The organism is Oscillatoria sp. FACHB-1406 (assembly GCF_014698145.1).
In the GTDB taxonomy this organism is placed as follows: Bacteria; Cyanobacteriota; Cyanobacteriia; order Cyanobacteriales; family Spirulinaceae; genus FACHB-1406.
The window spans coordinates 237,174-258,121 of record NZ_JACJSM010000006.1 but is presented as its reverse complement, the minus strand read 5'-3'; the positions used below and the strand labels follow the sequence as shown (position 1 = coordinate 258,121).

At 47.8% G+C, this 20,948-nt stretch carries 18 protein-coding genes; 8 read left to right on the top strand and 10 right to left on the bottom strand.

Annotation, left to right across the window (positions count from 1 at the left end; all coding sequences use genetic code 11):
• Positions 1-41: 41 nt before the first annotated feature.
• Complete coding sequence (locus H6G50_RS09355) at positions 42-293, bottom strand: hypothetical protein (RefSeq protein WP_190715466.1); 252 nt, start codon at positions 291-293, stop codon at positions 42-44.
• Positions 294-437: 144 nt separating this feature from the next.
• Here H6G50_RS09355 and H6G50_RS09350 point away from each other — a divergent pair, with 144 nt between their 5' ends.
• The 3 genes from H6G50_RS09350 (at position 438) to gap (ending at position 4,733) form a co-directional block, all read left to right on the top strand.
• A complete protein-coding gene (locus H6G50_RS09350) occupies positions 438-1,892 on the top strand; it encodes a PLP-dependent aminotransferase family protein (protein WP_190715464.1) in 1,455 nt (484 codons plus the stop codon).
• 180 nt (positions 1,893-2,072) lie between these two features.
• Positions 2,073-3,521 (top strand): peptidylprolyl isomerase, encoded by a 1,449-nt coding sequence (locus H6G50_RS09345; protein WP_190715463.1) that lies wholly within the window; start codon positions 2,073-2,075, stop codon positions 3,519-3,521.
• Between the two features lie 198 nt (positions 3,522-3,719).
• Positions 3,720-4,733 carry a type I glyceraldehyde-3-phosphate dehydrogenase gene (gap, locus tag H6G50_RS09340; RefSeq protein WP_190715462.1) on the top strand — a complete coding sequence of 338 codons (1,014 nt, stop codon included), beginning with the start codon at positions 3,720-3,722 and terminating at the stop codon, positions 4,731-4,733.
• A gap of 248 nt (positions 4,734-4,981) precedes the next feature.
• On the opposite strand, the gene H6G50_RS24080 is transcribed toward gap, so the two are convergent.
• Positions 4,982-5,302 (bottom strand): hypothetical protein, encoded by a 321-nt coding sequence (locus tag H6G50_RS24080; protein WP_242032766.1) that lies wholly within the window; start codon positions 5,300-5,302, stop codon positions 4,982-4,984.
• Positions 5,303-5,323: 21 nt separating this feature from the next.
• A complete protein-coding gene (locus H6G50_RS09335; RefSeq protein WP_242032765.1) occupies positions 5,324-6,535 on the bottom strand; it encodes an ATP-binding protein in 1,212 nt (403 codons plus the stop codon).
• A gap of 148 nt (positions 6,536-6,683) precedes the next feature.
• Here H6G50_RS09335 and H6G50_RS09330 point away from each other — a divergent pair, with 148 nt between their 5' ends.
• Positions 6,684-7,637, top strand: coding sequence for an alpha-E domain-containing protein (locus tag H6G50_RS09330; RefSeq protein ID WP_190715461.1), 954 nt, complete (start codon positions 6,684-6,686; stop codon positions 7,635-7,637).
• Between the two features lie 64 nt (positions 7,638-7,701).
• Here the strand turns inward: H6G50_RS09330 and H6G50_RS09325 are convergent, their stop codons facing one another.
• Together H6G50_RS09325 and H6G50_RS09320 are read right to left on the bottom strand one after the other, a co-directional pair.
• Positions 7,702-8,385 carry an SAM-dependent methyltransferase gene (locus H6G50_RS09325; RefSeq protein ID WP_190715459.1) on the bottom strand — a complete coding sequence of 228 codons (684 nt, stop codon included), beginning with the start codon at positions 8,383-8,385 and terminating at the stop codon, positions 7,702-7,704.
• A gap of 219 nt (positions 8,386-8,604) precedes the next feature.
• Complete coding sequence (locus H6G50_RS09320) at positions 8,605-9,720, bottom strand: tetratricopeptide repeat protein (protein ID WP_190715457.1); 1,116 nt, start codon at positions 9,718-9,720, stop codon at positions 8,605-8,607.
• 129 nt (positions 9,721-9,849) lie between these two features.
• Here H6G50_RS09320 and H6G50_RS09315 point away from each other — a divergent pair, with 129 nt between their 5' ends.
• Entirely contained in the window at positions 9,850-11,217 is a 1,368-nt protein-coding gene (locus tag H6G50_RS09315; RefSeq protein WP_190715455.1) for an FAD-binding oxidoreductase, read from the top strand.
• A 370-nt stretch (positions 11,218-11,587) separates the two neighbouring features.
• Complete coding sequence (locus tag H6G50_RS09310) at positions 11,588-12,034, top strand: hypothetical protein (RefSeq protein WP_190715453.1); 447 nt, start codon at positions 11,588-11,590, stop codon at positions 12,032-12,034.
• An 80-nt stretch (positions 12,035-12,114) separates the two neighbouring features.
• Here the strand turns inward: H6G50_RS09310 and H6G50_RS09305 are convergent, their stop codons facing one another.
• On the bottom strand, positions 12,115-12,387 hold the full coding sequence (locus H6G50_RS09305) for a hypothetical protein (protein ID WP_190715451.1): 273 nt from the start codon (positions 12,385-12,387) through the stop codon (positions 12,115-12,117).
• 251 nt (positions 12,388-12,638) lie between these two features.
• Between H6G50_RS09305 and H6G50_RS09300 the strand changes: the two genes are divergently transcribed.
• Complete coding sequence (locus H6G50_RS09300) at positions 12,639-13,445, top strand: glutaredoxin (RefSeq protein WP_190715449.1); 807 nt, start codon at positions 12,639-12,641, stop codon at positions 13,443-13,445.
• Between the two features lie 15 nt (positions 13,446-13,460).
• Here the strand turns inward: H6G50_RS09300 and H6G50_RS09295 are convergent, their stop codons facing one another.
• The 3 genes from H6G50_RS09295 to H6G50_RS09285 all read right to left on the bottom strand — a co-directional run bounded on the left by H6G50_RS09295 (position 13,461) and on the right by H6G50_RS09285 (position 18,033).
• Entirely contained in the window at positions 13,461-14,987 is a 1,527-nt protein-coding gene (locus H6G50_RS09295; protein ID WP_190715447.1) for a hypothetical protein, read from the bottom strand.
• 136 nt (positions 14,988-15,123) lie between these two features.
• Positions 15,124-17,004: an adenylate/guanylate cyclase domain-containing protein gene (locus H6G50_RS09290; RefSeq protein ID WP_206756563.1), complete on the bottom strand. Its 1,881-nt coding sequence runs from the start codon at positions 17,002-17,004 to the stop codon at positions 15,124-15,126.
• Positions 17,005-17,226: 222 nt separating this feature from the next.
• Positions 17,227-18,033, bottom strand: coding sequence for a FecR family protein (locus H6G50_RS09285; protein ID WP_190715443.1), 807 nt, complete (start codon positions 18,031-18,033; stop codon positions 17,227-17,229).
• Between the two features lie 304 nt (positions 18,034-18,337).
• Here H6G50_RS09285 and H6G50_RS09280 point away from each other — a divergent pair, with 304 nt between their 5' ends.
• The gene (locus H6G50_RS09280) at positions 18,338-19,585 is read left to right on the top strand and encodes a glycoside hydrolase family 10 protein (protein ID WP_199302773.1); all 1,248 of its coding nucleotides are present in this window, start codon (positions 18,338-18,340) and stop codon (positions 19,583-19,585) included.
• Between the two features lie 529 nt (positions 19,586-20,114).
• Here H6G50_RS09280 and H6G50_RS09275 read toward each other — a convergent pair.
• A complete protein-coding gene (locus tag H6G50_RS09275; RefSeq protein ID WP_190715441.1) occupies positions 20,115-20,840 on the bottom strand; it encodes a hypothetical protein in 726 nt (241 codons plus the stop codon).
• Positions 20,841-20,948 lie beyond the last annotated feature (108 nt).

Genomic DNA, 20,948 nt, shown 5'->3' with positions numbered 1-20,948 from the left:
AGTCTCCAGGATTTTTTGACGAAACTCCGTCGAATAGGCTTTCATAATGGCATTTCTAACCTTCTCTTTGACTGTACCTCACTCACGTGAAAATTGCTATAAGGTCGATCGCCACTCGTTAACCAATCGCCGATCGCGTTCAGTAATCCTACCCAAAAATTTTTCGTCTCGCGATCGCCAAAATTGAGTTCCTTCTCTTCCGCGCTGGGTACGCGATTGAACGCAACGATTTGCGATCGCGTCTTGGCAGGAGGGTTAATAAATTCAGATGAGGACGAACGATTAATAAACATAAATTTGCCCGACTCGATACTTTAATTTTCTTGTAGCAACGGATAGAAAACTAGAGGCAGTTGGGCTAAATTGTTATGGGTACAGTTAAAAATAGTGTAACTGTTATGCTTTTTTTGTGCGACAACTGTAAGGGTTGAAAGAAAATGAACGTCAAACTTCCAGAAAAAACAGACAGTAAAAATCTCTACGAGCAAGTCGCAGAAAGAATCGAGGCGCTGATCTTAGAAGGAACGCTGCAACCGGGCGATCGCTTGCCCTCCGTTCGGAAACTGCACCATCAACTCTCAGTCAGTATTTCTACGGTACTTGAAGCCTACCGCTTGCTCGAAGATCGCGGTGAGATCGGCGCGCGCCCGCAGTCGGGATACTACGTCAAAGCCAACGCTACCGCCATTCCCAACGAACCCGCCCCTTCAAATCCCCCCAAACAGGTCTATCCCGTCGATACCTCCCTCGCTTTCCGCATCCGCAAACTGATGCACGAACCCGACATCGTGCAATTGGGGGCTGCGGTTCCCTCGCCAGAACTATTCCCGATCGCCGCTCTCAACCGCTTAATGGGACAAGTAATGCGATCGCAACCCGAAACCGTCCACGGATACGACGCGCCGCCCGGAAGCGAGGTGCTGCGCCGCGAAGTCGCCAAACGCTTAATGGATGCGGGTTGCTCCCTCGCACCGGAAGAAATCGTCATCACCAACGGCACTACGGAATCGATGTACCTTTCCCTGAAAGCCGTTACCAAACCGGGCGACACGATCGCGATTGAATCTCCGAGTTATTACGGATTAATGGACGTTTTTGAACCGCTCTACCTCAACGCCTTAGAACTGCCCACCCATCCGCGCGATGGAATTTGCCTCGATCGCCTCGAAACCGCCCTCGCCCGCAAACAAATCGCTGCTTGTGCCTTAGTTTCCAACTTCAGCAACCCCCTCGGCAGTTGCATGAGCGACGCAAAAAAAAAGCAACTCGTAGAATTACTGAATCGCTACGATATTCCCTTAATAGAAGATGATGTTTATGGCGATTTATACTTTAAAGGCACGCGCCCAAAAGCCATTAAAGCCTTCGATACCGAAGGGCGCGTCCTCTACTGTTCCTCCGTCAGTAAAACCCTATCGCCGGGATTGCGCGTCGGTTGGTCGGTTCCCGGACGCTACCAAACGCGAGTCGAACAGTTAAAAATAGTCACGAACGTGATGACGGCGATCGCGCCCCAACTTGCCGTCGCTGCCTTCTTCGCCAACGGCGGTTGCGATCGCCACCTGCGCCGCCTGCGCCATGCCTACCAATCCCAGATCGCCCGCCTGCGCCAAGCCGTTTGCGAACACTTTCCCGCCCAAACCCGCATCACTCGTCCGGAGGGCGGCCACGTTTTGTGGCTGGAACTTCCCCCGGAATTCGATTCCATGCTCCTGTACCAGGAAGCCTTGCCACACCGGATCAGCATCGCTCCGGGCGCGATTTTCTCCCCGTCGGGCAGCTATAGCAACTGCCTGCGTTTAAACGGCGGTTTGCCTTGGAGCGACGAGATCGAGCGCGCCCTACACATCCTCGGGGAGCTAGCCAAACAACAACTCGCCCGTCGGCAATAATCGCTCGAAATTGAGCGCTGCGCGATCGCTAAGCCCTCCAACTCGTTTACTATAGATGAGGGCAAAGAGAGGGTGCTGAAATGTTAAATCCTGAAAACTCCGACACTCCAAAGGTGGGAAGTTAGGATAAAGTAAAACTGAGCTAACCTGTCGATCGTTGTGCGTTCTTTGAGGTGTGAAATGAGTGCGATCCTCCAAGTCGGAAACCAGCAAATTGCTGCCGAACAATTTGTTTCCCTATTAAAATCTTCCCAACTTCTGCCTCAACTCTTACGCGAATTTTATATCGAGCAAGCGATTGTCCCGATCGAGCCGAGCGCAGAAGAACTTCAGCGTTATTGCGAAAAAATCGCCCAAAAACCAGAAAATTACGGCATCTCCCCTCAAAAGGTGCAAGCGATTGCGCCCCGGCAACTCAAACTCGAACGCTTTAAAGAAGAAACTTGGGGCGATCGCGTCGAAACGACTTTCTACAACTGCCGCGAACAACTCGATCGCGTCTTATTCTCCCTGATCCAAAGCGAAGACGTAGAAATCATTCAAGAGATCTATTTCCGCCTCCAAGAAGGAGAAGCCTCCTTCGCTCGCCTCGCCAGCCAATATTCCCAAGGTCCAGAAGCTCACACCAACGGATTAGTCGGCCCCATCGAACTCAACAACCTTCATCCCAAACTCGCTCAAGTTTTAAAAGTCAGCCAGCCGGGGCAAATCTCGCCGCCGCTGCGCATCGATAAATGGCTGACGATCGTGCGTTTGGAACGCTACATTCCCGCTCAGTTTGACGAAAAAATGCGCCAGCGCCTCTTGGATGAATTATTCGAGGCTTGGTTGCAAGAAAAAATCGCGCGCGCTCGACAATCCGGTGCTGTGAACTTCCAAGCAACCGCTGAAATTCCTCCCATTGCTTTTGAAGATGCAAGCAACTCCGAGGAACTAGCGGTTGCATTGCCCGAAGGGACTGAAGATCGCAGCTTGGAGGCATCCTCGCAACCCGCGCGGGCGCTACCGGCCAAATCGTCGGGCGCTCGTAATGGCGGACGCTTGCTGCCGATGGCGATGCTGGGTTTGATGGCGTTTGGTGTGGGCGTGGTGACGATTGAAGCGATCGCGCGCTTAACCACCCGTCCGAGTACCGCTTTCATTCCCGGTGCCGCTCCCGTCCCCAATGTTAAGAACGAAGAAGCATTCCGCGAAGCCGTCAATCACGCCACGAAAGCAGCAGTCTTAACGCAAACGGCGCAATCGCAATCGGAATGGCAGCTTGTGGTGAGCGATTGGCAAACCGCGATCGCCTTAATGCAGCGCGTTCCGAAAAATCTCGATAATTTTGCGATCGCCCGCGAGAAAGCTGGCGAATATCAGAAAAATCTCGACTACGCCAGCGCTCGCTTAACGCAGTCCGCCGACGCATTCCACGAAGCCGTTAACAACGCCATGAGTGCGGCGACACTCACCCAAAGCGCGCGATCGACCGAAGAATGGCAAACCGTCGCCGAACGCTGGCAGAAAGCAATCTCGTTTATGCAAGCCGTCCCCGACAATAATCCTAAATATGAAGTCGCGCGCGATCGCATCGGCGAATATCAAAAAAATCTTGATTATGCCCAAAGCCGAGCCACGAAAAGTTAAATCGAGTTGACCGCGTTTCCCCCAACAGAGGCAAAAGAAAGAGTGCGCTCGCACTCTTCGTTGCAACGCGATGCAATAACCGCCAGCAACGCTTAAGATTCCATAAAACCGCGCCCCGGTTCGAGGGGATCGCCTTAAGCTTTTGAGGAACCGTAAACCTCGATAAGTTGCGACCCTCGCATAAGGAATCTGAAAATTATGGGAACTGTTAAAATTGGCATTAATGGCTTTGGTCGAATCGGACGGCTGATGTTTCGCGGCGCGATCGCCAATCCCGATACGGAAGTCCTCTGCATTAACGACCTCGTTCCCCCCAGCAATCTCGCCTACCTCCTCAAATACGACTCCACCCACGGACGCTTTGACGGAACCGTAGAAGCCAAAGACGATGGCATCGTCGTCAACGATAAATTTATTCCCTGCGTTTCTGTCCGCAACCCCGAAGAACTCCCCTGGGGCGACAAAGGCGTTGAATACGTCGTCGAATCTACCGGACTGTTTACCGACTACGAAGGCGCATCCAAACACCTCAAGGGAGGCGCAAAGCGCGTCGTTATCTCCGCCCCCACCAAAGATCCCGATCGCGTCAAAACCCTCCTCATGGGCGTAAATCACGACAGCTACGACCCTGAAAAAGATGTTGTCGTCTCCAACGCCAGTTGCACCACCAACTGCCTCGCCCCCGTCGCCAAAGTCATCCACGAAAACTTCGGCTTAGTCGAAGGCTTAATGACCACCGTCCACGCCATGACTGCCACTCAGCCCACCGTAGACGGCCCCAGTAAAAAAGACTTTCGCGGCGGACGCGGTGCCGCCCAAAACATCATCCCCGCCGCCACCGGCGCAGCCAAAGCCGTTACCTTAGTTCTCCCCGAACTGAAAGGAAAACTGACCGGGATGGCGCTTCGCGTTCCCACACCCGACGTTTCTGTGGTCGATTTAACCTTTAAAACCGAGAAAGCCACCAGCTACAAAGAAATTTGTGCGGCGATGAAAGCAGCATCCGAAGGCGAACTCAAAGGGATTTTAGGCTATACCGAAGATGATGTCGTTTCCTCCGATTTTATCGGCGATTCTCATTCAAGCATTTTCGATGCTGGCGCGGGAATTGAATTAAACTCGAACTTCTTTAAAGTCGTTTCTTGGTACGACAACGAGTGGGGCTATTCGATGCGCCTGCTCGACTTGATGCTATCGATGGCTGCGAAATAGCTAACAGCGAATCGTTATCGATCGTCAAGCGAGCATTGCCGTTTCCCGTTCAAATCCAAAGAATAGTAGGGCGAATAACCAATTCGCTCTACTCAACTAGCAACCTTACCCTTCAGGTCGATGCGTAGGTTAAAGTACGAAACCAAACATCCATAATCTTTTGTTGGATCGTACTCAGTTTTGCTTCTAGCGAAAACATCCTAATGTTCACTCCATCGCTCTGAAAAAAAATCCGACTCTCATCTTATTCAAGCCCGAATAACAGTAATATCTCGCCCTTGTTCGGTCTTAACAATTTGCGTCGATAACCTCTCCTCAATCGGTAGTGCATTCTCGCGCCGGTCGAACACAAATAACCACCCTTCATCCAATCCCAACCGCGCCAAATACGATTCCAACTGCTCGATTCCTTCGGCTTGCGGGTCGCGTTTCTTCTGCCGCCAGACTTTCAGTTCGATTCCTAAGATCGCGCTGCCATAACGCAAGCATAAATCCATTCGGTCAGAACCGATCGCATATTCCCGCTCCAAAGTTCCACCGCCATTCACCACGCGATGCAAGAAAGCCATCAAGACAATGTGAGGGGCAATTTAATGGTAGCTTGTCGTCCCCAACAACGGTTCCCCATGCTGTCGCCAAAACTTAATAAACGCGGCTAACAAAGCATCTTTATCTAACTCTCCTTCCCTTGTTAACCAACTCGGACTAATCAGCGGTAAACTATCCTGTGTTCCTTGGACTAAAACCCGGGGAATCACCTCGCGGTAAATCGGATTGGCAATCATTAATCCTCCCGCCGGGTTCCGTCGCAATAATCCCAAATCGATTAAATACTGACGGTCATCGTTGGAAGTATCCCCCAAGGCTTGTCCGGATAAGATCGGTTCGATAATCGCTTTAACTCTCCGTTCTCGCAAACGTTCGGCTAGACTATCTAAATGGGTATCTTGACGGGCAATTAAGATTTCCTTGGCTTCTAAAATATGGAACTTGGTAATCTCAATGCTTCGGTCTTTCACCAGCTTTTCGACCACTTCTTTTGCTAAAGCATTTACCAACCACGGTTGTCCTTGCGTTAAATCGAACGCGGTTTCTGTGGCTTCTGGGCTAAACCCCTGTCCCGTCTCTCGAGTATGTTGTTGGTAAAGTTCGGCTACTTCAGAAGCATTAAAGTTTCTCAGCGTAATCGAACTGACTTTAATATTAAAGGGACTCGCTGTATTTAATCGCTCGCTCCCTCCCGATGCCACTTTGTAATCCCGCACATCTCGTAAACCGATTAACCCCACCGAAGCCGGAAAGTGATTGGGACGAATCGAATAACCATCGCGTAATTGTCGCAAGATTGAAATGAGCGTTTGGTCTTGTAGGGAATCAATTTCATCGATAAATAAAACCAAAGGTTTGGATAAATCCTGCGCCCAAGCTTTTAAGTTGGCTTGAATTCTTTGTCCGGCGGGTTGCTCGTAAACCCAAGTTTTCGGTTGCAATTCTTGGGGTAAACGGACTGAAATTAAATTTTGCCAAGCCCCTAGAATTGCCAATTCTGCGTCACTGAGGTTGGGGTTAAAGGCACTTCCTACTTCTACCGAAACGACCACCGCTACAGAGTTGCCACTTTCGGTTAATTGTTGGGCTAGCGCTAGCATAGCAGTGGTTTTTCCCGTTTGTCGCGGTGCGTGGACGACAAAATAACTTTCCTGTTCGATGAGGGTTTCCAAGTCGGGTAAGCGACTGGTGGGGGGAAGCATATAGTGCTTTTCAGGTTTGCACGGTCCGGCAATATTGAACCAACGAGGCATTGAACTGAGTGTTGGTAGTGGAGCCTCTTCAGTTTAGCGGGACTTTGACAACACTTTCCTCACCAAAAGGGCTGAAAAGTTAACAGCAAACATTTTAGAAGTCGGGTGATATGTTAAAGGTCATACGTTTCACCAACAATTAACTGTTATGCTTTTGAGTCGAGTTGCTGATTCTATTTATTGGTTAAATCGCTATATTGAACGAGCGGATAATATCGCGCGTTTCATCGATGTTAACCTCAATTTAATGCTAGATTTACCTGCCGCGTTGCAACAGCAGTGGAAACCTTTAATTATTACTACTGGCGATTCTGCCCTCTTTAAGCAGCGTTACGGCAAAGCAACCGCAGAAAATGCGATTCAATTCCTAACGTTTGATAGCGATTATTCTAATTCGATCCTTTCGGTGTTGCGCTTCGCTCGGGAAAACGCGCGATCGATCCGAGAAGCGATTTCCTCAGAAATGTGGGAAGAAGTCAACTCCTTTTATCACATGGTTGAGGAGGCGGCAAAGCAAGAAGCGATTAATTTGTCGCCGGAATTTTTCAATGGTATTAAGTTAGCCAGCCATCGCTTTTCGGGGATTATGGATGCGACAATGACGCACAATGAAGGCTGGCATTTTGGACGTTTGGGGCGACATTTGGAGCGGGCGGATAAGACGACGCGCATCATCGATGTGAAATACTTTGTACTGCTGCCCTCTGCTGCTTGGGTGGGAACGCCCCTCGATCAAATTCAGTGGATGGCGCTGTTGAAATCGGCGAGTGCTTATGAGATGTATCGCAAACAGCAGCACCGAATTACACCCTCGGGAGTGGCTGAATTTTTAATTCTCGATCGCGATTTTCCGCGCTCGATTCATTTTTGTCTGGGACAGGTGGAGTATTCGCTTCACCAAATTACGGGTACGCCGCCCGGAACTTGGTGCAATCCCGCCGAACGGGCGCTCGGACGGTTATGCGCTCAACTTGGCTATATTACGATTGACGATATTATTGAGGGCGGTTTGCACGAGTTTCTCGACGGAATGCAGCGATCGCTCAATGAAGTAGGAACGAAAGTTTCGGAAACTTTTTTTAGTCTTCAACCGTTGAGCTAACTGAGGCTCAAAATTCAGGTTTCAATCGAACTCATGCAAACTTAAAGAATTTTGGGTCAGTTTATCAGAACGGTTCTCTAATCTTAACGCTACCGATGCCGTGAACGGGTTGTCGCTCGTGAGCTAGGGTTAGATTGACGTTTCTCCTAAAATAAAATGATGTCATCCAAGTATAACTATTGATAGCACCAAATCCGGACATATCGACTTCAATCATATCTGCCTCTCGAAACAATTGCGAGGCTTTCTCGTTCCAATCTGAATTATCGAGAATTGCAAAACCATCATCCCGTAACTTAACTATCGCTTCGGCAGCACAATGCGAACGATGGATGCCATCAATCGTCACAACATCAAAAAAATTATCCGGGTATTTTGCGATCGATTTAATGTAGTCTTGAGTCTCCTCAAAGAGGTAGTATTCAACATTATCAGGGAGGGTGGGTTTAATTTTGTCGTACCAGACTTTATCATGTTCGACAGAGACAAGAGTCTTACAACGTTCTGCCCAAAAGCGCGTTGAGTTTCCCGAACCGTATTCAAAAATAATTTTATTAGAGAAGTCTAATTGCTTGAGATATTCGATCGCGGGGTAAGTATACCAAGGAATGGGATTTTTCATTCTGTCTACGCTATTAAAAGCCCCCATCGTTCCGAACTGTCCGAAGTCAAAACTTAATATTTTGTAGTTCTTCAGACTGGCTAGGAGAGGTCTCGGTAGAATCCCTTTTAGAATCTTTCTTAGCATTAGATCTTCTCTTTTTCGATCGCTGATTGTGGTTCTTGGAGGAGATTGATACAAACTTAGAAGAAAAGGACTAATGCTTGAGAATTCTTCCGCGAAAATCAGTAAGACTTCTCAAGCCATAGACTTTACTTTTAATCAAAGGTTCTGCGGGCTATCAATTGGGGTTCGACTAATTGGCTCGAGTCCTCCTTACTTTAAAGACATTTCTCTTAGCTTCCATTACTTAAGGTCTTCAAGCAAATCTTCAACTTCCTTGAGGGCTTGGGTGTTCTTTTGGGTCTGATAAAGTTCGCTGGCTTTTTCGAGCGCCTCGATCGCGTCTGCGCGTCGCTCGCGCCCCAGAAAAGCCAATCCTAACTTATGGAAAGCGATCGCATTATTGGGGTCGATTTCCGTCGCGCGACGAAAGGCAACAATCGCCATTAAATAATCCTTTTCTTCGAGCAATACATTACCGACAGCTTGCTGAACCTCTAAAGAATTCGGTTCGATGATAGCAGCTTGTTGGTAAGCTCGTTTCGCAGCATCCGATTGTCCTTGCTGCTGCAAAATTCGACCCATATTTAAATAGGCATTCGCACTATGGGGATTGAGGCGAACCACCCGTTCTAAAGTTGCCAATCCGGCTTGGGTATTGCCGGTTTTAATTTGTGCGATCGCGAGTTGCTCGAGAATTTTGGGATCGTTAGGAGCTTGTTGAGCGGCAGGTTGCAACATCGAGATCGCATCTTGATACTGACCTTGTTCGATCAACGCATTCCCCATCAGCGCATAAACTTGGCTGTATTGCGGGTTTTTAGCAATCACTTGTTGGTAAACTTTAATCGCTTCTGCGTAGCGACCTTGACGCAACAAAATCGTACCGAGTCCCAATTGATTGTTGAGATTATCGGGCTTGAGTTGAACGGCGCGTTGGTAAGCAGAACCCGCATTTTGATTGTCGCCTAACTGAGCGAAAGCGTAACCGAGTGCGTAGTAAAAATCGGCATTATTCGGATCGAGCGCGATCGCTTGGCGATAAGATTGAACCGCATCGCGATAGTTTCGTTGTTGCGCTTGCAAAAAACCAATCCCTGAATAAATCTTTGCATTACTCCGGTCTAAAGCCGCAGCTTGCTGATAAGTTGCGATCGCGGTGGCATAATCTCCCGCATCGACTAATTCCCGTCCCCGTCGCAAAAGTTGATTGACTTGTTGGCGATCGTTGCTTGCTTGTTGCGCGATTAAAACTGATGGATTGAGGTTTGCCGAAGCCGGACGGAGCGCGATTCCTTCAACGAACAATAAGCTAGAGAGAAAGCAGAGAGCGGTTTTACCGAGGATTTGCTTGAACACAGTGAGTGAAACTTGAGACAGTGAGGTTTGCAAATTGACTAATATTAGCACAGGGGAAAAAGTTGTCCAGTTCGACAGCGATCGATGGCATCGCCCCTGTTGCTTCGTTCTGACGTAGAGTATATAAAAATGAGCCCGAGCCGCCAACTCACTAATTGGAAAGACGCGATCGCCGAACTCGACGGCATTGAAACGATTACCGATCGCGATCGCGTCGCCAAACTTTCCCTCGACTACTACCACTTTAGCCCCATCCTCCAACAGCAACTCGCCGACAAACGCGGTAACTGCGTCGTTCGCCCCACCGACGAAAACCAAGTCCTGCAAATCGCACGAGCCTGCGTCAAACACCGAGTTTCCCTCACTATTCGCGGCGCTGGAACCGGAAATTACGGTCAGTGTATTCCCTTAAAAAGCGGCATCATCCTCGATACGACGCAAATGAACGCGATTCGTTGGATAAGAGATGGCATCGCGCGCGTTGAAGCGGGTGTAAAAATGGCCGTCTTTGACAAACAAGCGCGCCAGCAGGGATGGGAATTGCGGATGTATCCCTCAACTTACCGGACTGCGACCCTTGGCGGCTTCATCGGCGGCGGTAGCGGCGGCATCGGCTCGATAACCTACGGAATGCTCGCCGATCGCGGTAACGTTCTCGCCGCCCGCGTTGTCACCCTCGAAGACGAACCGAAAATCCTCGAATTGCGCGGCGATGAAATCCAAAAAATCAACCATGCCTACGGGACAAACGGTATTATTACGGAGTTAGAACTCCCCCTCGCCCCCGCCTACCCCTGGGCAGAACTCATCGTTATCTTTGATGACTTTATGAGCGCTGCTCGCTTCGGGCAAGCCTTGGGCAATGCCGACGGCTTAATCAAAAAACTGATTTGCATCTGTGCCGCTCCGATTCCATCCTACTTTCCCGCCCTGAAAGATTACCTACCCAAAGGCAAACATTGCGCCTTATTAATGGTTGCAGAATCCAGTTTAGAATCCTTTCAAGACTTAGTACGCGAGTACGGCGGGGAAATAACTTACAGCAAAACTGCTCTAGAAGCCAGCAAAGGAGTCAGTTTAGCAGAGTTTACCTGGAATCATACTACCCTGCACGCGCGCAGCATCGACCCCAACCTGACCTACTTACAAACCATGTTTTTTAACCTCGATCTCGTCGAGGAACTATACCAACACTTTGGCAACGAAGTCATGATGCACCTCGAGTTTTCGCGCGCGGACGGAAAAACCGTACCGGGGGGATTGCAACTCGTGCGCTTCACCAACGAAGAGCGCCTCAACGAAATTATCGCCTACCACGAAGCGCGGGGGGCGGCGATTGCTAACCCCCACACCTATCATCTCGAATCAACCGGCCGTCAAACCCTCGATTCCCTACAACTCCAATTTAAAGAACAAGTCGATCCTTATGGTTTAATGAATCCCGGTAAAATGAAATCTTGGTGGGAAAGACAGTCCGTGCGATCGCTCGAATCCTAAAAGCAGCGTTTCCATACGCCATTGTCAAGTATTCGTTCGACCTGACCTAGCATTTCCCGAAAGAGCGAGATTGCTATATGCTAGAAAGCAGATCGATTGAACCTCTTACCCCAATCCAACAGAACGCCGCTCGTTGCCCGTTGCCCGACTCAAAGCAGACATTTAGGGAAGCTCAGTTCGTTCGACAATATACAACGGCTAATGGACAATTGACAATAGACAATTGACAATGTTATCTAAGCTTTGAAGGAAGAGTCTTTTTTCTTCTTAAAAAGCAAGGTGTGCAACGGGTCATGAATCAATCGTCAATTCTAATTCAGAATTTTGCGCCCCGCAGCTTCTACTCCAGCCTGAAATTTCGAGGTACTCAATGCTAAACAGGTCACTTGCGTTTGTTTTGGTTTTAGGAACATTCTGGGCCTTCGTAACTACTTATGTTGGGATTGTCACTATCCTGCAAACAGAAAATTGGGTAGCCTTCGGAACGGGATTAATAGGCTCGGCCTTAATATGCGTCCTCAACTTTTATACCAGTAGAGTCTGGCAAAACTACGACGACGATTTTGGCAAATCTAACGATTCCAGCGTCGTCAACTGGATGGTACGAGTCTTCTGGACGGGAGCAATTCTCCTGAATTACTACGCTTCCTACGTGACGCACGTTCGATTCACTCAACAAGCCGCTTCAGAGTTAGGCGCTAAGTTTGTCATTGTTTTTATTACGGCATTGCTAGTTTGCAGCCCCATGACCTTGGGGAAAGTTTGGGAAGAACGTCGAAAAATGGCCCTGGCAGAACAACGACTCAAGCAACAGTAATGTATTGAATAATTAATAATGAGTAATTAATAATGAATAGTGGATAGAGCCGAGTTAATTAATGTAGAGAAAGTTCAATACTATGACTTGCGGGCAATTAAGGCGGCTCTTGCCCCAGGAAGCGGGTACTGAGAACTCCCTCGAGTAGTCTTGACTTGAAACCCAATTCGAGTGAGTTCTGCGGCTAATTCCGTGGCTCGGTAAAGTTGCTGGCGATGGATTTCTTCATCTCTTCGATAGGAATCTCCAATCTTGCGAAACGTAATGATGCGGCGAGTCAGAATTTGAGAATTGCGATCTTCTTGTTTTTCGACTAAAACAATCCAATCTTCACCTTCGGTAAATCCCCGCACGGGTTCCTCTGAGTTTATTTGTCCGGGTTCGGCAATATCGAAAATAAATAAACCGCAGGGAATTAGAGCATTATAAATGCGTTGGAAAAGCGCGACGCGATCGCACTGGGGCGCGAATAAGTAATTGAGACTTTCTCCAATTAAGGATTCTTTACAATTCTTAATTCAAAAATCGGTAAATTCCCTTGACTCTCCAGCCGACAGGAGACTTTACAGTAAAAATAAAGAGACAGGTTGCAGGAGGTCTTGAGATGACAGCAGTCAATATAGAAAAACCTAAAATAGCAGATGTAAAAGTATATCGCATGGCAATTGGTGAGAGCGAGTGTCCTTGGGGAAGGAAAGCTGTAAACTTGCTTTCCGAGAGGGACATCGCTTTCGAGGATGTAACATTGACTTCTCGCGAAGAAGTCGATGCTTTCAAAGCCAAACATCACGTCACCACAACCCCCCAAATTTTCTTCGGGGAGGAACGAATTGGAGGTTATCAAGATTTAGCGGAACGCTTACAGGTCACTGAAAAGATGGAAGAAACCTCCTACACGCCGGTTATTGCCCTTTTTTCAACAGCAGGATTGATGGCGGTTGCCTTGTCAGCGGGAATGACGGGTTTTATGGGAATTTCGCTTTCCATGCTTGCCTCTTTGAAGTTGATGGATTTAGAGTCATTTACGGAAAGTTTCCAAAAGTACGATTTAATCTCGCAGCGCGTCAAACCTTACAGTAAAGTTTATCCTTTTGCTGAATTAGCTATAGGTTTAGGGTTTCTTTCCGGTGTTTTTCCCTTAGCGACGGGTATCGGTTCGTTACTCGTTGGAATCAGCGGTTCTATTTCTGTGTTTAAGGCAGTTTACCTCGATAAAAAAGACTTGAATTGTGCTTGTATCGGCGGTAACTCAAAAGCACCTTTAGGGGTAGTGAGTTTCACGGAAAATGCGATTATGGCGTTAATGGGAGCTTTTTTGATCTTTTCAGCAACCGTGCCGACCAATGCAGAATTTACGCCGCGATCGCAAGTTATTTCTCCCGCCGCCGTTCGAGTCAATTCCCCTTCGTAAAACAAGGCTTGTGGATTAGTTCAATAAATCTGCCTTCAGCAGCAATTGTTTCTCCGTATTCGGAATATCCATTTTGACAAATCCTGCGGTTTGGTAATTGTTCAGGAAATCTAGCCATTCGCGATCGGTTTTAAATCGGCGATCTCGTTTTAAAGCCTCGCTCAAAATGATTCCATTAATCTTCTCCATTTGGAGAAAGCGATCGAAATCGACTTGTTTACTGTATTCGGGGATGCGTTTGAAATTGCTCCCTAAATAGATATTATAGCCCCCTTCAGCTTCAAGAAGACGCACGGATTCTTGAAGATTTATGGATTGAAGGAAAGCAATCACATTCAAGTTTTGTAAGCTTGGATTGCTTTTTTTAAAGTAAGGTAAAGGCGTTAAAATGAGGAGCAGAGAGCAGAGAAATAAGATGTTTCTAGCCCTTATTTTAGGGCTTTGCTCGGCTGAGGGACTGCCGAAGCAGATGGCGATTAGAGCGAGGAAGGGAACAAAAAATCCTAAAATATAATGTTCCCTCGGATAGATTAGAAAAATTGAGACGAGACTGGTTAATAAAAAGATTGCGCTTGCGAGTAATAACTTTTTATGAAGCAAAATATTTTTTTTGAGATTACCAAGCGGAATAAGACAGGCAATAAAAATCGAGAATAAAAAAGCAGCTTCCGATAAGAGAGAAGAGTCAATAATTCTAGGCTTTAGAAATCCTGGTGCTAGTCTTAAATCTCCTAAATTGGCTAAAATATGCTTAAAGAATAGCGAGGAATTGCTAATGATAACCTCTCCAACGCTATGAACGTTGCCAAAATTTTGGGAAAGAATCCATTCCCAGTTCGTCCAAGGATTAAAATCGCTGTTATTCCACATTACCCAATGGATTGAAAAATGCTGCCCGAAAGCCATTAAGCTGCGATCGCCAGAAATCGGAAGCCCGAACCAAGCGAGGAGGAAAATGCTCGGTAGAGCGTAGGTTAGGAGCGGTTTGAGAGGAAACTCACCTTGCGCTTTCCATTGTGCGATCGCGACGGCAAACAGCACAACAGAAAACAGAACAAATGCTAGAAAATATTCCGGTCGAACAAAGGCAACCAATAACGCAAAAAGTGCGTTAATTGTCAAGAACCAAACGCGATCCTTAACGAAATTTAGGACAATAAAGTTAATAAAGATGATGAGAATCGAAAAGTGAGAAACTTTTTGGATCGATTTAGCATTAATCGGGAGCAAAAGTACCCAAGCTGCAATAGCTAAGCTCAGGGTTATCGAGAGATTTTTAACGCGAAGAAAAACATAAGTAAAAACAGGCAATAAAATTACCATTAACTTATAGTTTAGGTAATAAAGCTGAGTACGATTCGGCTCAAAAAACGATAAGATAAAGTACCAAATCGCATAGAGCGGGGCCCAGGACGGTTGCGGCGGCCCCGCCGTTAGAAAAGTGACTCCACTGTAAAGATAATCGCTTTCATCGTAGAGTCCGATATCTTCTCCCCCGTCCAACCCAAAGGTAAGTTTTAACCCTGCGATTACAATCACCAAGATTGCGATGATATCGAATTTAATAGAGATTTTGAAACAGTCCAGCTTCATGGTAGCTCCCTGACGATAGATTGCTCGCTATCTTACCTATTTTTTCACCAGGTTTGCACGTTAATTGGCTGAGTGAAAGTAATTTCTAACCCGAAGCGCGATCGCTGCGTTGCCGAAAATCCAAATATTGCCGCAGTGCCTCCCGCATTTGCCGGTAAAGTTGCCGATCGCCAGCTTTTAAGCCGACAACGCTGTAGAGTTTAATCTTATTGTCGCCGCGCCCTTTGAGTGAATGTAGCCCCATTTCAACCACTTCAATCTCATCGCGCACCCATTCGTACAGCGCTTCGCTAATCAGGATATCGACAGAGAGTTTGCCGGTGAGTCCTTCGATACGACTCGCAACATTAACCGTATCGCCGATGACGGCAAATTCTCGGCGCTTAGAAGAACCGATATCGCCCGCAATGACTTCGCCGTAATGAATTCCGATCCCGTTAAACAGAATTTCTTTGCCTTGTTCGCGCCATTCCTGTTGCAATTGGACTAAGGCTTTTCTCATCCCAAGTGCGGCGCGAACGGCACGGAGGGTGTTTTCTTTTTCGCCGTAAGAAATGGGCGATCCGAACTCAGCCATAACTGCATCGCCGATGAATTTATCGAGAGTACCGCCTTCAGCTAAAATCGCTTCCACCATTGCTTCGAGGTAGACGTTCAATTGTTCGACGACTTCTTCGGGTTCGCGAGTTAAGGAAAAGGTTGTAAAGCTGCGAATGTCGGAAAATAAAATCGCTGCTTTGACTTTGCGCCCTTTAACCAGGGAACGGAAGTCGTCGGCGTGGCGGTTGAGGATTTCGTTGACGATGGGTTCGGCGACGTAGCGCCCGAGGGTGTTGTAAAGGCGGAGGCGTTCGAGTTGTTCGCGGAGGATACCGACAGCTAAGGCGGTGATACCGTACAAAGTTAGCGCGATCGCGGGAACGAGAATCGGTAAAATCATTCCCGAGGCGTGAAAACAGATATAAGTAACGGCAATCCAACCCAAAGCGATCGCCCCCGCGTTAGCGCATTGCCACAGGGGGTTTTTCCAACGCAACAACACAATCGCAATTGCGCCGACTCCCAGGAAGACAAAAACGCCGCGCAGCCCGGGATCCGGCACTAAAGGCCACAGTGCGAGTCCTCTGAGTAAAGTCGCGATCGCATTAGCATGAACTTCTACCCCCGGCATTCGTTCGGAAAAGGGCGTGCGCTTAAAGTCTTGCAGCGAATCCGCCGTCGCGCCGATTAAGACGATTTTGTCCTGAAACGTCCCGTTTTTGCGGTGAAATTCCCAATTTTTATTATCGATAACCTGCCAGAAAGGAACGTAAGGGAAAGTGTTCCGACCGCCGTAATAAAAAATCTCTCCGTATTGCGTTGGGGGCAGTTGTGCCGCTTGTAAGGTTGCGTCTGCGAAAGAGGGTAGCGCTTCGAGTCCGAGGGGACGCAAAACGCGATCGCCGTAATTGTTCGCTAAATGGTAGATTCTGCCGTCTACATCGGGAAAAAAATTAATTAAACCCAAGCGACTTGACCCCAGGAACAGCGGGTTGGGCTTGACGAGATGATGCTGCAAACCGCCATCGCTGCCCGAGTATTCGTGGGCGGCTGCGAGAACGACGCGCCCGCCCGCTTTCTCCAGACTTTGGCGCAATGCAAGGTCATCCTTATTACCATAACTACTGGGAGAGGTCAAGAGAATATCCACTGAGACTGACCTCGCGCCTGCTGCCAATAAGCGCGAGATCGCCTGTCCGTAGGCTTGACGCTGCCAGGGAAAACGATAAAGGGGAGCGAGTTCGGGGTAGCGATCGGGCGCTTTTGCGGCTAAATTGCCTTGATTGAGAGAATCCTCATCGATGGCCAGGATAACCACTTCCGACGGCGGCGCGATCGGACCGCGCCACCGATAGAATGAGACTTGCATTTGACGATCCCAGCGCTGCACGAATTCCGGGTTAAACCCGGTTAAAGTTGCCCCCAACAGCGCCCAAAAACCGATAAGCCAGTAATTAAAATGCCTTAAACTTCCTTTTGAGCTACCGATCTTTAACCTCCTGTGTTAGGGAATAGTGAATCGTTAATCTGCGATCGGCTTCAGTCCCTAGAAACATTAAAAATATACAGCCGCTCGCTATTAATGGGTAAGTTAACTATTCACCATTCACTATTCACTATTCATTATTCATTATTTATTAATTCCCTCTCACCGCTCCTGTCTGGGATTATCGCGCGGCGAGGGCGGAATTTTCAGTTTTTGCTCGACCTCCTCAAGTTTAGAAAGTGTCGGCAGGGGCTTGCTAAACCGTCCCATTAGGTTACTTGTTTGACGGCGTTTCCTCCACTCTTCTAGGGGCAACTGACGAACCAACGCACGCAGTTTTGCAATATCTTTTTCGGCTTTAGGAATGAGAATTTCCTGACCGGACTCCAATACAATTTCTTCGGCTAGATCGGGCAAACGGACGGCAACACTTCCTTCCCAAGAGAAAAACAGCGTTCCTTCTTCAGGATTTTTTGGGATTTTAACGTAAACAGTCGTACCGCGAATTCCGGCAATCCCTCCCGGCGTAACAATTTCGGCTGGAACTTTTTGTCCCGGTTGTACCCAAGTTATCATCTCGCCAGAATTCAAATAGAGTTTGTTATTAGGCTGTAAAGTGAGAACGGCATCGCCCCCAATCCGAAAAGCCAAACCACTATTGAGTTCGACTTGTGCAAGCGCTTCGCCTTCAGTGCGAATTGTTTCCCCAACTTTCAGTGCCATTCCTTGTTTTCCGGGAACTTCCGATTGAGCGTTTTCGGGTTTCACCCAAACGGGTTGCTTTTGAATCTCGCTGAGGATTGCAGCGTTAGTCTGCGGTGCGGTTGCCGCTGGCGACGGGATAGAACTCGGAGTAGAAGGGGGGCTAGTGGAAGCAGATTCGGTGGTGCGACAGCCAACGAGAACGCTGGCGAATATTGCGATCGCTACGCCAGCGCAGTAGCGATTGTTCGAGCATTGAGTTTTCATAACCCGAGTCAAAAATAAACTGCATGGATTGCACCCTGATGAATGAATAAATTAAGAATCAGCGCGAAGTTAGCACGCTTTCTCGGTAATTAAATTCACTTGCAAATCTTACAATTCCGGTCGGATTTGCTCGCGATTGTTTGCCTCTAGGGTACTCCACGGAATCCAACAGCGCTACATCGCGAAGGTTGAATTTAGAAATATTCAGGACTTATCGGCTTTTGTTATAGGTTTCGGATTGGTGCAGTTTCCGGGTGGAGATAGAAATAGCAGTCGGGCGTTAAGGGAACATTAACCCAGTAGAATGGTTGTTTGTGTTCTTGAAGCCCTCTGCCGGAAACTCGAGTCAGTTAGCATTCTTAATGCAATTATTATGCAATTCAGCATTCCTAAACGTTGGTGGCGATCGCTGCGATACGTTGCCTTGAGTATTGCGATCGCGTCGCTCGCAATCTTACTCGCCAATCCTCTGAGTCCCGCCTTAGCACGCGAACCCGTTCAGGAAATTCGCGGCGTGTGGATGACGACCAATGACACGGAAATTTTTATCGACCGTCCCAAACTCAAGAATGCGATCGCTCAACTCTCTCGCCTCAATTTTAATACCCTTTATCCAGTAGTCTGGAATTCGGGCTACGTGCTATATGAAAGCGCCCTCGCGCAGGAAATGGGGATTCAACCTTTTGTCCCCCACGGTCTCCAAGGACAAGACACTCTTGCCGATACCATCTTTCTCGCCCATCGCGAAGGCTTACTCGTAATGCCTTGGTTTGAATTCGGCTTTATGATTCCTGCTTTGTCTGAAATGACGCTTAGCCATCCCGAATGGTTGACTCAACGGCGCGATGGCGGTCAAACTTGGGTGGGTGCGGGAGGCGAAGTCTCCTGGTTGAATCCTTTTCATCCTGAAGTCCAGAAGTTCCTAACCGACTTAGTGTTAGAAGTAATGAGTCGCTACGATGTCGATGGCATTCAGTTTGACGACCATCTCAGTCTGCCCAACGAATTCGGCTACGATCCTTATACAGTCGCCCTGTACAAAAAAGAAACCCAAAAAGAACCGCCCGCCGATCCTCGCGATCCGGCTTGGGTTCGCTGGCGCGCCGATAAAATTACCGCCTTCGTCCGGCAACTCCGTCAAGCAGTCAAGGCGAAGAAAGCCGATGCGATTTTCTCGATTTCGCCGAATCCTTACAACGGGGCTTATAACCTTCACCTGCAAGATTGGCTGACTTGGGTGCGCCAAGATCTCGTCGATGAGTTAATCGTTCAGGTATATCGCCCAGATTTAAACAGTTTTGCCGCCGAGGTTAGTCGCCCGGAAATTGCCGAGACGCAGCAGAAGATTCCGACGGGAATCGGGATTCTGACGGGGTTGCGCAATCGCCCGATGCCGATGCAATACATTCAACAAAAAGTTTGGACGGCGCGCGATCGCGGTTTAGGCGTTTCCTTCTTCTACTACGAAACGCTCTGGGATGACGCTCCCGAACCCGTAGAACAGCGACAATCGAGCTTTCAGGCTTTATTTCCTCGCCCCGCTCTGCGTTAAGCGCCCTGAATAATTGATAATTGATAATGGACAATGGATAACGTTCGGAGCCGTTAATTGCTCTGTTGATGCCGAGTGTTTTTTCGCTACATCAAACCCATTCATCGAAACCTGGGATTAAGCATTTCATTATCAATTATCCATTGTCGAATGGCACTGAAATAAGAGTTCAAAAATCGTCTGTAGAGACGTTGTATACAACGTCTCTACAGATAATTTCGTAGTCTCTACAGATAATTTCGTAGTCTCTACAGATAATTTCGTAGTCTCTACAGATAATTTCGTAGTCTCTACAGATAATTTCGTAGTCTCTACAGATAATTTCGTAGTCTCTACAGATAATTTCGTAGTCTCTACAGATAATTTCGTAGTCTCTACAGATAATTTCGTAGGGTGGGCAGCGCCCACCAGCCTTAAGTCAGTGCCATTCGTCCATTGTCCATTATCAATTCTCAATTATTCCCTCTTCGTTATCCATTGTCCATTATCAATTATTCCCTCTTCGTTATCCATTGTCCATTATCCATTATCAATTACCCAAAGCGCCTTTTAGCACTAAACGGTCTTTTTCAAGTTGCAGTTCGCTGACTGAGATATTCTCTAATTTTTGATTAATTCCCGAAACGAGCATTTCTGGCGGAACGCTTAACTGCTTGGCAACTTCTACGATGGAGAGACTGACATTGCCAACTTTAACTCTCGTGTTGTTATCGACTTTGAGGCGACCGTTCTCTACAGTCGGAACGCCTTCAATGCCGATATAAACCTCGCGATCGCTCGGCACAGGAAATTTTTGAAGAACTTTTTCTAACGCGGCTTTCCCCGAACCCGATAACACTTCTGAATCCAGCCGATCGAGATTGACGACAGCCCCAACTTCAAGCTTCTCCGGTTCTATCTTCGTTTGAACGCCTCGAGTCGCTTCTAAAAACTTTTCCCCTTTGGGTTTTTCGGCAATGCTACTAACAATTAAATCGTTTAAATCTTGCGATTCGAGACTAACCCTCGCGTCCTGCTGGGGAGCGTTCGAGCGTTGGTCTGCGATTTGCCGCTCGATCTTTTGTATGACTTCTGTCTTTTGAGCTTGCAGTTCTCCGGGACTCGATGAGACTGCCGTTTGGCTCGTTACTGGGCTAGAAATCTGTTGAGCGGCATACCACTGTGGAACTCCTGTTACTTGTTTCCAGTAATAGTAACCGAGGGCAAATCCCCCCGAACAAATCAAGAAAGCGAGTAAAGCAAACTTTTTTAACATCGGTCAGATAATTCGTAATTCGTAATTCGTAATTCGTAATTAACTATTCGCCACTCAGATAATTCGTAATTCGGGGTCATTGACCACAATATCGGGGTAACACCTGTC